Origin of the sequence: Synechococcus sp. W55.1 (genome assembly GCF_047461655.1) — a bacterium.
In the GTDB taxonomy this organism is placed as follows: Bacteria; Cyanobacteriota; Cyanobacteriia; order Thermostichales; family Thermostichaceae; genus Thermostichus.
Map to the genome: position 1 here is coordinate 81,449 of NZ_JANSHN010000007.1, position 12,398 is coordinate 93,846.

Here is a 12,398-nt window from a genome sequence, read left to right on the forward strand (position 1 = left end):
TTTTGCTACCCATGCTAGCCTGTTGCCATCATCTGCCGGTGGTCACGCTAGATATGGGGTGTCATGTACGTCAAGCGGATTGAGCTGACCCGATTTAAGTCCTTTGGTAGCACAACCTCGATACCCCTGTTGCCGGGGTTCACGGTTATTTCTGGCCCCAATGGCTCCGGTAAGTCTAACATCCTGGATGGGATCCTGTTCGCGCTGGGTTTATCGTCCTCGCGGGGGATGCGGGCAGAGAGGCTTTTGGATCTGGTGCATTCCGGCAGCCTCAACGGCAATCGGCAGGTGGAAACCCATGTTTCTGTCACCTTTGAGCTGGGGCCGGGAGAAGATGGTCAGCCCAGGGAATGGAAAGTCAGTCGCCGGCTGCGGGTCAAGCCCGGAAAGGCTGAGGATCCCACTCGCGATAGCGGGACGGATTCTCTCCCCTACACCAGCACTTTCTACATCAACGATGTGCCCTGTACCCTGAGCGAGCTGCACGAACAACTGGAGGCGATGCACATCTACCCCAACGGCTACAACGTCGTTTTACAGGGGGATGTCACCAGCATCATTTCCATGCACCCCAAGGAACGGCGGCAGATCATCGACGAATTGGCGGGGGTGGCCACCTTCGACCGCAAGATCGCCCAGGCCAACAGCAAGCTGGAGGCGGTACGGGAACAAATTGAGCGCTTTCGGCTCATCGAACAAGAATGGCAAGCTCAAGGAGAGCGGCTGCTCAGAGAGAGCGAAAAGGCCCAACACTATCAGCAACTGCGGCTGCAGTTGCAAACGCTGGAGCAGCAGCAACAGGTGTTGCTTTGGCGGCATTTGCAGGCCCAAGTGGAAGAAACCCAGGCGGCCATTCAGCGGTTTCTGGAAACTCAGGAGCAGGCCACTGCTCAGGTGCAGACCTTGAACGATCATTTGCAACAGGCCGAAGCCGCCCTGGCCGAGTTGCAAAGCCGCATCCATGCTCTTGGAGAGGAGGAATACCTGCACCTGCAAGCCCAAATCGCCGCCGCCGAAGCACAGCGGCAACAGGTCAGCCGACAGATCGCAGCCTGGCAGGAGGAGATCCAGCAAGCGCAGCGCCTACATCAGGAGTGCCAAGCCCAACAGCAGCATCTGCAGGCGGAGCTGGAACACCTGCACAGCCAACAAGAGCAACTGGCCCAAGCCCAGGGATCCCTGCAGGCCCAGGTTCAGAAAGCCCAAATTAGCTTGGAACAGAGCCGCGAACAGCTGCGCGCCCTAGCCCAATCCGCCGATGCCTGGGTGAAACAGCAGCGCTACCTCACCCGCCACATTGAGGAACTCCGCGCTGAACAGGAGCCTCTCCAACAGGAGCAAATTCGCCTGCAAGAGCGACAACGGCAACTGGAACGACAAAGCCAAGAGATCCAAGCGGAGATTGCCCAGATCGAGGCGTGGCTGGGATCCCACCTGGCCCTCACCGCCGAGCTGGAACACACTTGCCGACAGTCGGAAGCTCAGGTTCAAACTTTGGCCCAAGAGCTGGCCCAACTGCAGGCCAGCCTGGAGTTGGATCGCGCCACCCACGAACGCCTGGCCGCCGAGCTGCACGCCAAGCAGCGGCAACTGGACAAATGGGAAACCCGCCGCCAGGTGTTGCAAGAATCCCAGGGATCCCGGGCGACCCAAGCCATCCTGAGTGCCCGTCTGCCGGGGGTTTTGGGGTTGGTGGCCCAGTTGGGGCAGGTGGATCCCCAGTATCAACTGGCCCTGGAGGTTGCAGCAGGCAACCGGCTGCACTTTGTGGTGGTGGAGGATGACACCGTGGCCGTGAGCGCTGTCAACTTTTTGAAACGGGAAAAAGCCGGACGCGCCACCTTTTTGCCCTTGAATAAGCTCCAGCCCACCCGCCCACCCAGCCCCCTAAAACTAGACGGCCTGATCGACTACGCCATTCGTTTGGTGCGTTTTGAAGAGCGCTACCGGGATGTGTTCGGCTTTGTGTTCGGCTCCACCCTGGTCTTCCAGAGCCTGGAGCTGGCCCAGCCCCACATCGGCAAGCACCGCATGGTTACTCTGGAAGGGGAATTGCTGGAAACCTCAGGAGCCATCACCGGCGGCAGCGGCCCACAGCGAGCTGGGATCCACTTTTCTGCCGGCGAACCTTCCGAGGAGGCCGCCTTGCGCTCCCGCTTGGCCGAGCTGGAGGAACTGCTGGCCGCCCTCACCCTGCGCCTACAAGCAGCCCAAGCCCGCGAAAAACAACTGGCCCAAGCCCTGCTGCTCGCCCGCCAGGACGCCTTACAAGCCCAGCAATATCTGGAGCGTCACCAAGCCGACTGCCAAAAGCAACAGGCCCGCCTGCAACACCTGCAGGGATCCCTGGCACAACTGCAAGCCGAAAGCCAACAAGCCCAGCAGCGGCTCGACCAGATTCAACTGCGTTGGGATCCCTTGCAACAGCGCCTGGCCGATCTCACCCTCAAGCTCAGCCAACTGGAGGGATCCCCGGTGAACCAACATTGGCAGCAACTGCAGCAGGCGGTGCAGCAGCAAGAAAGTCGCTTGGCAGAGCTGCAGCAGCAACTGGCCCAACTGGAGCGGCAACAGCAGGAGAACTCCGGCCAACAACACCTGAAACAGGCCCAAATCCAGCACCACCAGGAGCGCCTGCAAGAGAGCGAACAGCGCCAAGCCCATCTGCAGGAGCAGATCGTCCAAGCCCAAGCCACCCTTGGTCACATCCAGCAGCACCTTGCCGAGCAACGGCAACAGATAAGCCAGATCGAGGCCCGCCTCGCCCACCTGCGCCAAGAGCGAGATCGGCAGGAATTTCAACTGCGGGCTCAACAACAGCAGATCCAACGCCTGGAGTGGGAACGCTACAACGCCCTCACCCAACAACAGGAAAAAGAGGCCCTGCTGGCCCAACTGCAAACCCAACTGCAAGCGGTGGCCCAAGAGCTGCCGGATCCGCTGCCCAACTTGCCCGCCACCCTGACCCTAGACGAGCTGCAACGGCAAAAACGCAAAACCGAAGATCAACTGCGTTCCCTAGAGCCGGTGAACATGCTGGCCATCGCCGAATACGAACAGACCCAAGCTCGCCTGCGGGATCTCAGCGCCAAACTGGAAACCCTGCACCAAGAGCGCACCGAGTTGTTGCTGCGCATCGAGAACTTTTCCACCCTGCGTCGGCAAGCCTTCTTGGATGCCTTTCATGCCGTCAACAGCCATTTTCAGACCATCTTTGCCCAACTTTCCGATGGGGATGGCCATTTGGAATTGGAAAACCCAGAGGATCCCTTCGCAGGCGGTCTAACCTTGGTGGCCCACCCCAAAGGTAAGCCGGTGCGCCGTCTCAGCGCCATGTCGGGAGGAGAAAAATCGTTGACAGCCCTCAGCTTTATTTTTGCTCTGCAGCGATTCCGCCCTTCCAGCTTTTACGCCTTTGATGAAGTAGATATGTTTTTGGACGGGGCCAATGTGGAAAAATTGGCCAATATGATCTGGCAGCAATCTCGTCAGGCGCAGTTTTTGGTGGTCAGTTTACGCCGCCCCATGATCGAAAAAGCTGAGCACACCATTGGTGTAACCCAGGCCCGCGGTGCATACACTCAGGTGATCGGCCTGACCAAACTCGCCCCTCACCCCAGTTAAGATGTGGCTTGGTTAAGAGCAGAGGGCAAATCCTGAGGTCCCATTAGACTCATTCTAAGAATGGTTTAGGAGTGTCCAAACGCCTGCCATGGTTGCTCTGACTCTGAATCTATCCCCCCTGACAACCCTGAGCCGAGCAGATTTTATTCGGCTTTGTGCCGCCAATCCTGACCTGAAGCTGGAGCGTACCGCTCAAGGAGAATTGGTTATCATGTCTCCAACCGGCGGGGAAACCGGCCACTGGAATGCCGAAATCACCACAGACTTAACCCTTTGGAATCGGCAATCGGGCCGAGGGAAAAGCTTTGATTCTTCCACCGGATTTTCCTTGCCTTCAGGCAGCGACCGCTCCCCTGATTTGGCCTGGATCCCGATTGAAAAGTGGGAAGCTTTGGATCCCTCAGTCCGTCAAGGATTTTTGCCCTTGTGCCCCGATTTTGTGGTGGAGATCCTCTCGCCCACCGATTCTTGGATCCAAACTCAGGCCAAGATGCAAGAATACATGGACAACGGCTGCCGGCTGGGGTGGCTGCTGGATCCCAAGGCCAAGCGGGTGATGATCTACCGACAAGGGCAAGCGCCGGAATTGGTCGAAGATCCGGAAACCCTATCAGGAGAGGACGTGCTGCCGGGCTTCACCTTGCCCATCCGCAACATCTGGTCTGCCTAACGTTAGTAACTTTCACGGATTCACAATCCCTGATACAGATTTTTTCCACACCCTTAACCCAGCTAACTCAGATGGATCTCTTGCATGACAGGGATCGGAATTGCAGAACTCTCCCAACCTTGGAAACAGCTGCAGTAAAAATGTTGAGCGATAGGCCAAAAACAGGCGGAGTCACACTACCATGGCTGCTCTGACTCTGAATCTATCTCCCCTGATAACCCTCAGCCGAGCAGATTTTATCCGGCTTTGTGCCGCCAATCCTGAGCTGAAGCTGGAGCGTACTGCCCAAGGAGAATTGGTCATCATGTCTCCAACCGGTGGGGAAACGGGCAATCTTAACTTTGAAATTGCCGGGGAAGTTTATGTTTGGAACCGGCAATCGGGCCGAGGGAAAAGCTTTGATTCTTCCACCGGATTTTCCTTGCCTTCAGGCAGCGACCGCTCCCCTGATTTGGCCTGGATCCCGATTGAAAAGTGGGAAGCTTTGGATCCCTCAGTCCGTCAAGGATTTTTGCCCTTGTGCCCCGATTTTGTGGTGGAGATCCTCTCGCCCACCGATTCTTGGATCCAAACTCAGGCCAAGATGCAAGAATACATGGACAACGGCTGCCGGCTGGGGTGGCTGCTGGATCCCAAGGCCAAGCGGGTGATGATCTACCGACAAGGGCAAGCGCCGGAATTGGTCGAAGATCCGGAAACCTTATCGGGAGAGGACGTGCTGCCGGGCTTCACCTTGCCCATCCGCAAGATCTGGTCCACCTGACATTCTACGGTCGTTTTATAGTCATTTTAGACAGGAATGAAACATTTGTGTATTGGTTCCTAACTCCCCTCTCCCAAAGGAAGAGGGGCTGGGAGTGGTCGCAGAAGCTGCACGGAATGCTTGAGGAGTGTCTCAATCTAGTTTGGAATGACTATAGTCCTCAGATTGGGGTCTTTCGCGCAATTCTGGCGAGACTGGGATCTTGGCCAGGCTGGATAAGGCCCACCGATGCCTTTTGCACCTGCTGGACTTCTTGCAAAAGCTGCAAGTAAAAAGTCCGTCGTTCCCAATCCAGATCTCGGAGCCCACAGCCCGGCTCTCGATGGTGCAGGCAATCGCGAAACTGACAGGCGCCCAAGCGATCCCTTACTTCGGGGAAGCACCGTATCAACTGCAAAGGATGCACCGGCGGGATCCCTTCGCCAGCATTGAATCCCGGCGAATCGGCGATCCAACCGCCTTCCGGCAAAGGAAACAGCTCCACATGGCGGGTGGTGTGCCGACCATGGCCCAAACGTCTGGAGACGGCCTGAGTGGCCAGCCGAACGTCCGGCAGCAGCCGATTGAGCAAGCTGGATTTGCCCACCCCGGAAGGGCCTGTCACCACCGAGATCTGATCTCGACAGCACTGTTGCAACTGGGGGATCCCAGCTTGGGTGTGGGCACTGACCAACAGAGGCTCATATCCCCACCTCTGCAGGCGTCCCACCCAGGTTGTCGCTACCTCGGGATCCACGCAGTCGCATTTGTTCAGCACCACCTGAACCCGCAGTTGGCTGGCCTCGGCTTGCACCAGCAGACGGCTGAGGGCATTGGGCTCAGGGTCGGGCTCGGCTAGGGCCACCACCACCAGAACTTGGGTTGCGTTGGCAATAGCAGGTCGAGGCAGTTGAGTGCGCCGCGGCAGGATCACCTCGATCACCCCCCGCTCCGGCCAGAGGTCGGCGGCAGCAGGCGGCAAGCGCACCTCCACCCAGTCCCCCACCATCACCTGCTGGCCCGTTTTTTTCAGCTTGGCCCGACAGGTACAGAGAATCTCCGCCGGGGTGGGCTTTTGAGCCGGAAACTGAGCCGGGATCTCGGGAAAAAGGGCGGCCAAACTCGGATCGATCCGCACGCGATAAAAGTTGGCCTGCGCTGCGCGCACCCAGCCGGTACAACTGGATCCCGGATCCCCCTTTCCTTCTGGTTTCACCGGGCTCATGCCGACTCAGGCGTGCCGCGACGCACCCAGAGAATGTGATGGCCTTCGGGGGAAGCTGCCTGTCCCTCAATCCGATGCCCGGCCATGGCTAGACTGTTGGGCACCTGCTCCAGGGGTTCTCCTGCATCCAGCCACAGCTCCAGCAGTTCTCCAGGAGCCATGCGCTCCAGGCGCAGCTTCGCCCGCACGTAGTTGAGTGGGCAAGGGATCCCGCGCTGGTCAAGGATAAACTTGACCTCTTCCGACGAAACAGCCTCTGCAGTCATTCTTCCTCACGCTCCCGGTTGCCAGGCATCTGGGCCAGCCCCCGCAACAACCCGCCCAAGAAACCATCCCGCTTGTTGATGCGTTCTCCGTGCAGCTCAGCCAGGCGCATGAGCAATTCCCGCTCTTCTGAGCTGATGCGGGTGGGGATCTCCACCACCAAGGTGATTTGGTGGTCGCCCCGAGACATCGGGTTGCCAATGCGAGGTACCCCCTTGCCCTCCAGGGTCAGCACTGTACCCGGCTGGGATCCGGCTGGGATGGTCAGCTCCACCTCCTCCTCCAGGCCGGCTTTCGAGTCCACGGTGGGCACAGAGACCTTGGCCCCCAAGATGGCCTGCAAATAGCTCACCCGCACCTCCGAGAGAATGGTCAGGCCATCTCGCTGGAAGTCGGGATCCGGTTCCACGAATAGGTAGACGTAGAGATCCCCGGGCGGGCCACCGCGTCGACCGGCATCGCCTTCCCCAGAAACCCGCAAACGGGTGCCACTATCCACGCCGGCTGGGATGTTAATGCGCAGTTTCTTCGTGGTTTGGGCCAAGCCCTCGCCATTGCAGTTGTGGCAGGGCTCTTCCAACACCTGACCGCTGCCACCACAGGTGGGACAAACCGAGACCTGGGTAAAGTTGCCAAACGGCGTGCGGGTTGCCCGCCGCACCTGACCACCGCCCCCGCAGGTGGGGCAAGTTTTCACCTCCGTACCGGGCTTAGCCCCGCTGCCTCCACAGACGTTGCAGACTTCCAAGTGGCTGATGCGAATCTGCTTTTCGCCGCCGAAGATGGCTTCCAGAAACTCCAGTTTTAGGTCAAAGCGCAGATCATCGCCCCGTACCGGCCCCTGGCGACTGCGGGCATAGCTGGCTCCTGCCCCTGCAAAGTTGGTGAAAAAGCTCTCGAAAATGTCGGCAAAGCCACCCATCCCCGCAAAATCCTGGAATCCACTTGCTGCCGCAGCAGCTCCACTCAAACCCGCTTCTCCAAAGCGATCGTAGCGAGCTTTTAGCTCATTATCAGAGAGCACCTCATAGGCACGGTTGATCTCTTTGAAGCGCTCCTCGGCGCCTGGCTCCTTGTTGACATCCGGGTGGTACTTACGAGCCAACCGTCGATAGGCGCGCTTGATCTCCTCTTTGGAGCTATCGCGGCTAACCCCCAAGATTTCATAGTAGTCGCGAGCCATAGAAGCGCTTCAGAAGAGGTTAAAGATCAAAACATCAGACACACTTGAGATGCAACTTGTCAGGCAGCACAACCGAAGCAGACCTACAAGGCACCGGAGCTGGGGGAGAGCAAGCAGTTGCCTAGAATCCTCAGCGAGCTCCATAGATCTCGCTACCCATCTCCAGCAGGACAGCCCGCAGTTCTTCCATTGCGTTCCGTAAAGTTGCTAAGTCTACGTTATCATTTGCCAGCAATGCCCTCAATGTGCCCGCCACTTGAGCCCCCCGCTGGATTCGAGCTTCGCTGAGGCGATTGCCATGCTCCTGCAGGGTTTTGTCGTAGTTGTAGAGCAGGCTATCTGACTGGTTGCGGGCTTCCACCAACTGCCGCCGGCGCTGATCTTCTTCGGCATAGGCCTCCGCTTCCCGACGCATTCGCTCGATCTCGCTGCTGCTCAAGCCACCGTTGTTGGTGATCTTGACGCTCTGCTCGATTCCTGTCCCCTTTTCCCGAGCCGAGACTTTCAAGATCCCGTTGGCATCGATGTCAAAAGAAACCTCGATCTGGGGCACCCCACGGGGAGCCGGCGGGATCCCGGTCAGCTGAAAGCGGCCCAAGGTTTTGTTGTCTTTGGCCATGGCCCGCTCTCCCTGCAGGACGTGAATCTCCACCACACTCTGGCCATCGGTGGCAGTGGAGAAAATCTGGGTTTTACTGGTGGGAATGGTGGTGTTGCGCTCGATGATGCGGGTGAAGACTCCCCCCAGCGTCTCCACCCCAATGGAGAGGGGGATCACATCCAGCAGGAGCAGATCTTTCACTTCTCCCCCCATCACCCCCGCCTGAATGGCAGCGCCGAGGGCCACCGCCTCGTCGGGATTGACGGAGCGATCCGGGTTTTTTTTGAAGATTTGCCGAATCTTCTCCTGGACAGCGGGAATACGAGTGGAGCCGCCCACCAGCAGCACACGGTCGATGTCTTGGGGAGAGAGGCCGGCATCCCGCAGCGCCTGCTCTGTAGGCTCCACGGTAGCCTCCACCAGATCCCGCACCAACTCCTCAAACTTGCCGCGGGTCAGCTCCACTTCCAGGTGTTTGGGCCCCGAGTCGTCAGCGGTGATAAAAGGCAGGTTAATGAGCGTAACCTGGGTGCTGGACAGCTCAATTTTGGCCTTCTCGGCAGCCTCCCGCATCCGCTGCAGGGCCATGCGATCCCGCGAGAGGTCGATCCCTTCCGTCTCCAAAAACTGACGGGTGAGCCAATCGACAATTCTTTGGTCGAAGTCATCCCCCCCTAGGTGGTTGTTGCCGGCGGTCGCCTGCACCTCGAACACCCCGCTGCCCAGTTGCAGCACCGAGACGTCGAAGGTGCCACCACCCAGGTCGAAAACCAGAATGCGCAGGTCTTGATCTTGTTTGTCTAGGCCATAGGCCAGGGCGGCTGCCGTCGGCTCGTTGATGATGCGCAACACCTCCAGCCCGGCAATAGTGCCCGCATCTTTGGTGGCTTGCCGCTGGGCATCGGTGAAGTAGGCGGGAACGGTGATCACGGCTTGGGTCACCGGCTCCCCCAGATAGGCCTCCGCATCGGCCTTCAGCTTTTGCAGGATCATGGCGGAGATCTCCTGCGGAGTGTAGGCGCGATCTTGCACCGCCACTTCCACCATGTTGTCTCGACCGGGGATGACCTTGTAGGGAACCCGCCTCCGCTCATCTTCGGTCTCGGCAAAGGTGCGGCCAATGAAGCGTTTGATGCTGAAGATGGTGTTTTCAGCATTGGTAACCGCCTGGCGCTTGGCCAGTTGGCCTACAAGGCGGGTGTTGTTCTTGGCAAAGCCGACAATGCTGGGGGTAGTGCGCCCTCCCTCGGCGTTGGTAATCACAACGGGCTGACCACCTTCCAAAACCGCCACGCAACTGTTGGTGGTTCCCAGGTCAATCCCGATGACTTTACCCATAGCCCCCTCTTCCCGTGCGCCAAGTCTCAACCCAAGAACGCAATTCCACGGATCTTAAAAGCATTCTGCCCAGAATCCCGCAGAAACCTTCAGACGGTGCTTTCGTCTCCGTAGCTCTACTGTAGCGTTTCTGAGACTGCTCCGGTTCTGTTTGTCAAGGTTCAAGTGAGCAAGTTTGGCTAGGAAGGTTGGGGGTTTTGGGGAGAGGCAGGAGTGCTCTCCGGGCCGGGTTCGCTGGTGGCCTGGGCAGAGGGGGAAGGTTCAGCGCTGGGGTTGCCTGCCGAGACGGCTACCATGGCATGACGGATCACCAAGTCCCCCAACTTGTAACCCGGCTGATATTCGACGGCTACCACATCTTCAGGATAGTCTGGGCTGGGCTGACGGGCTATGGCTTCGTGCAGGTTGGGGTCGAAGGGTTGCCCCACCGATTTCATGCGGGAGACGCCCATCTTCTTCAGGCATTCCACCAGCAGGCGGTAGACGCTCTGGTAGCTGTTGTGCAACTCCCGCTCGCGGTCGGTTTCCAGCTTCAGCTGCTGCTGAGCCCGCTCAAAGCTGTCCACAACAGGCAAGATCTCCAGCACAAATTTCTGCCGTTCTTTTTGGCTGAACTCTTCTTTTTCCCGCTGGGTACGCCGCCGGTAGTTTTCAAAATCGGCGTAGAGGCGCAGGTAGGCGTCTTCTTTCTCTTTGAGTTGCTGGCGGACAACTTCCAACTCGTGCTGGAGCTGCTTGAGAGCTTCACCGGGATCTGGAGAAGGCTCAGCTGCGGTTTCTCCGGAGGAGGTACCGGCTTCTGCTTCGCTATCTTCCAAAATCAGCTTCTCCAGCTCTGCCTCTACGTCGATCTCTTCTTCCTGTAGTTCAGGATAGGTATCTTCTGGGGCCATCGGTTGCTTCTCTTCGGCAGTCATGGGCGATGTCGGCAAGTGTTAGCAATGAGCAGTGACTCGGATATCCCCAGTTTGGCAGTTTCAAAACCGCCGCTGCACTCAGCCAAACCAGGCTCTGTGTTGATCGTATTCTACCGGGTTCTCTTTCAGCCAGTTGAAGTCAATATCTTTTCTTTCCTAGCCGACCAGCAGATGTTCCCGTGGCCGGCCCAGGCAATCGGGGAAGTAGATCTTGGCCAAGTCGGGGATTAGGCGCCAGTTGGGGCTGTAGATGGGTTGGATGGGGGAGTGGGTGTGAATGTAGTAGACCAGAAAATCGCGGATGCTATCGGCTGAGATCCATAGGGTCTGGGCTTCTTGGAACATGCTGTAGCCGCCGCCACCACCGGCCCGATAGTGGTTGATGGCCAGGCGAAAGGTCTGGGTTGGTTCCACCGGCTGTCCGCGGAATTGTAAGGTCACCAGACGCTTTCCCACAGGACGGGTGAGATCGAAGCAGTAGTCGATGCCGTGGTAGAGGTCGAAGGTGTAGCCGCGGGCTTCGGGGGCCACGACGGCAGCAGGATCGGCGGGAAGGTGATTGGGATCCAACTGGCGAAAATAGCCGGCAGTCTGTTCCAGGGCGCGCCGCAGAATATCTCCGGTGATCTCCAAAACGCAGAGGGTGTTGTCGTAGACGGTGAGGCTGTAGGCATCTTGCAGGGAGATGGGGCCTGCTGACAGGCCGGCGCTGCTGCAGATGTTGACCAGGGAGAGCTCTGCGGGGAATCCTGCCTCCCGCACTGCTTGCAATTGGGCCTGGTGGAGCAGCTCTGCCAGAGGGTTGGCCCCCAGACGGGCTGCCAGACCGCCGCTATAGGCAGAACGGGCTTGGCCAATGGGCTGACGGATGTAGCGCAGGGTGGCTTGATGATAGGGCTCTGTCAAGGCCAAGAGTTCGGGATCGGGAGGGATCCCTTCGGCGGAGAGGAGCTGTGCGCTTTTCCCGAGAATTTGCCAGCGGCTGCCCTGGCGCTCCAGCTCCAGGGATACCTGGGAGAGGTGGCTGCCCCAATAGCCGGGCTGAACTACCAGAGCTTGGGATCCCCCCAGACCGGCGATGGTCTGGTGGGTATGGCCGGAGAGAATGACGTCAATGCCGTCCAGTTCGGCCAGGGCCAACAGTTCGTTTTCCCCTGCCAGGCTTTTGTTGCTGCACCAGCCGGAGCGATCTGGGTTGTGCCAATGCTCAGGGGTGCGCAGGGGGGGCAATTGGTTGGGGCCGCTGTGCAGGATCAAGATCAAGACATCCACCTGAGGTCGCAGCAGCGATAGGTAGTGTCGGGCGGTCTCCAACAAGGGGGCAAAGCGCAGCCCCGCAATGTAGTCGGGTCGCTCCCAGGTGTCGATGCGGGGGGTGGTCAGCCCTAGCAAGCCAACGCGAACCCCGGCCAATTCCCGGATCAGGTAGGGCTGGAAGAGGGGATCCCCATTCTGGCGGAGGATGTTGGCACAGAGAACCGGACAGCGGAGATCACGCACAAAATCCTGGAGAACCTGAAGCCCAAAGTTGAAGTCGTGGTTGCCGGGGGTAAAGGCGTCATAGCCCAAGGCGTTGAGGGCATGGGCCAAGGGGTGAGGAGAGACACGCTCCACTTGCGCATAGTAGGTGCCCAAGGGGGATCCCTGAATCGTGTCGCCGCTATCGATGAGCAAGACGGGATCCTCGCTGGCCGCTCGCACGCGCTTGATGAGGGTGGCCAGCTTGGCTAAACCGTGCTCCGCAGGGATCCCGGTGAAGTAGTTCCAGGGATGTAGATTGGCATGGAGATCCGAAGTGTGGAGAATTGTTAATCGCATTCTCCTATCATAGCCA

At 58.7% G+C, this 12,398-nt stretch carries 9 protein-coding genes; 3 read left to right on the top strand and 6 right to left on the bottom strand.

The annotated features are described in order from the left end of the window. Window positions 1-63: 63 nt before the first annotated feature. The 3 genes from smc to NW816_RS05170 all read left to right on the top strand — a co-directional run bounded on the left by smc (window position 64) and on the right by NW816_RS05170 (window position 5,057). A complete protein-coding gene (gene smc / locus NW816_RS05160) occupies window positions 64-3,624 on the top strand; it encodes a chromosome segregation protein SMC (protein WP_414408460.1) in 3,561 nt (1,186 codons plus the stop codon). Between the two features lie 88 nt (window positions 3,625-3,712). Continuing rightward, a complete protein-coding gene (locus tag NW816_RS05165; protein ID WP_414408461.1) occupies window positions 3,713-4,294 on the top strand; it encodes a Uma2 family endonuclease in 582 nt (193 codons plus the stop codon). Window positions 4,295-4,475: 181 nt separating this feature from the next. Then, complete coding sequence (locus NW816_RS05170) at window positions 4,476-5,057, top strand: Uma2 family endonuclease (protein ID WP_414382545.1); 582 nt, start codon at window positions 4,476-4,478, stop codon at window positions 5,055-5,057. A 160-nt stretch (window positions 5,058-5,217) separates the two neighbouring features. Here NW816_RS05170 and rsgA read toward each other — a convergent pair whose 3' ends face one another. From rsgA to NW816_RS05200, 6 genes are all read right to left on the bottom strand, one after another. After that, window positions 5,218-6,261, bottom strand: coding sequence for a ribosome small subunit-dependent GTPase A (gene rsgA, locus NW816_RS05175; RefSeq protein ID WP_414408462.1), 1,044 nt, complete (start codon window positions 6,259-6,261; stop codon window positions 5,218-5,220). Then, window positions 6,258-6,527 (bottom strand): sulfurtransferase TusA family protein, encoded by a 270-nt coding sequence (locus tag NW816_RS05180; RefSeq protein ID WP_414349857.1) that lies wholly within the window; start codon window positions 6,525-6,527, stop codon window positions 6,258-6,260. Before NW816_RS05180 ends, rsgA begins: the two co-directional genes overlap by 4 nt. After that, entirely contained in the window at window positions 6,524-7,708 is a 1,185-nt protein-coding gene (gene dnaJ / locus NW816_RS05185) for a molecular chaperone DnaJ (protein ID WP_414384069.1), read from the bottom strand. Before dnaJ ends, NW816_RS05180 begins: the two co-directional genes overlap by 4 nt. A gap of 130 nt (window positions 7,709-7,838) precedes the next feature. Then, the gene (gene dnaK / locus NW816_RS05190; protein WP_414408463.1) at window positions 7,839-9,647 is read right to left on the bottom strand and encodes a molecular chaperone DnaK; all 1,809 of its coding nucleotides are present in this window, start codon (window positions 9,645-9,647) and stop codon (window positions 7,839-7,841) included. A gap of 179 nt (window positions 9,648-9,826) precedes the next feature. Further along, window positions 9,827-10,564: a nucleotide exchange factor GrpE gene (gene grpE, locus NW816_RS05195; RefSeq protein WP_414408464.1), complete on the bottom strand. Its 738-nt coding sequence runs from the start codon at window positions 10,562-10,564 to the stop codon at window positions 9,827-9,829. 156 nt (window positions 10,565-10,720) lie between these two features. Beyond that, window positions 10,721-12,382, bottom strand: a complete 1,662-nt coding sequence (locus NW816_RS05200) for a bifunctional metallophosphatase/5'-nucleotidase (protein WP_414408465.1) — start codon at window positions 12,380-12,382, stop codon at window positions 10,721-10,723. Between the last annotated feature and the right edge of the window lie 16 nt (window positions 12,383-12,398).

Excerpts from the sequence above, each read along its gene's own strand:
- smc (WP_414408460.1), top strand. The coding sequence starts at position 64 with ATGTACGTCAAGCGGATTGAGCTGACCCGATTTAAGTCCTTTGGTAGC.
- NW816_RS05165 (WP_414408461.1), top strand. The coding sequence starts at position 3,713 with ATGGTTGCTCTGACTCTGAATCTATCCCCCCTGACAACCCTGAGCCGA.
- NW816_RS05170 (WP_414382545.1), top strand. The coding sequence starts at position 4,476 with ATGGCTGCTCTGACTCTGAATCTATCTCCCCTGATAACCCTCAGCCGA.
- rsgA (WP_414408462.1), bottom strand. The coding sequence starts at position 6,261 with ATGAGCCCGGTGAAACCAGAAGGAAAGGGGGATCCGGGATCCAGTTGT.
- NW816_RS05180 (WP_414349857.1), bottom strand. The coding sequence starts at position 6,527 with ATGACTGCAGAGGCTGTTTCGTCGGAAGAGGTCAAGTTTATCCTTGAC.
- dnaJ (WP_414384069.1), bottom strand. The coding sequence starts at position 7,708 with ATGGCTCGCGACTACTATGAAATCTTGGGGGTTAGCCGCGATAGCTCC.
- dnaK (WP_414408463.1), bottom strand. The coding sequence starts at position 9,647 with ATGGGTAAAGTCATCGGGATTGACCTGGGAACCACCAACAGTTGCGTG.
- grpE (WP_414408464.1), bottom strand. The coding sequence starts at position 10,564 with ATGACTGCCGAAGAGAAGCAACCGATGGCCCCAGAAGATACCTATCCT.
- NW816_RS05200 (WP_414408465.1), bottom strand. The coding sequence starts at position 12,382 with ATGCGATTAACAATTCTCCACACTTCGGATCTCCATGCCAATCTACAT.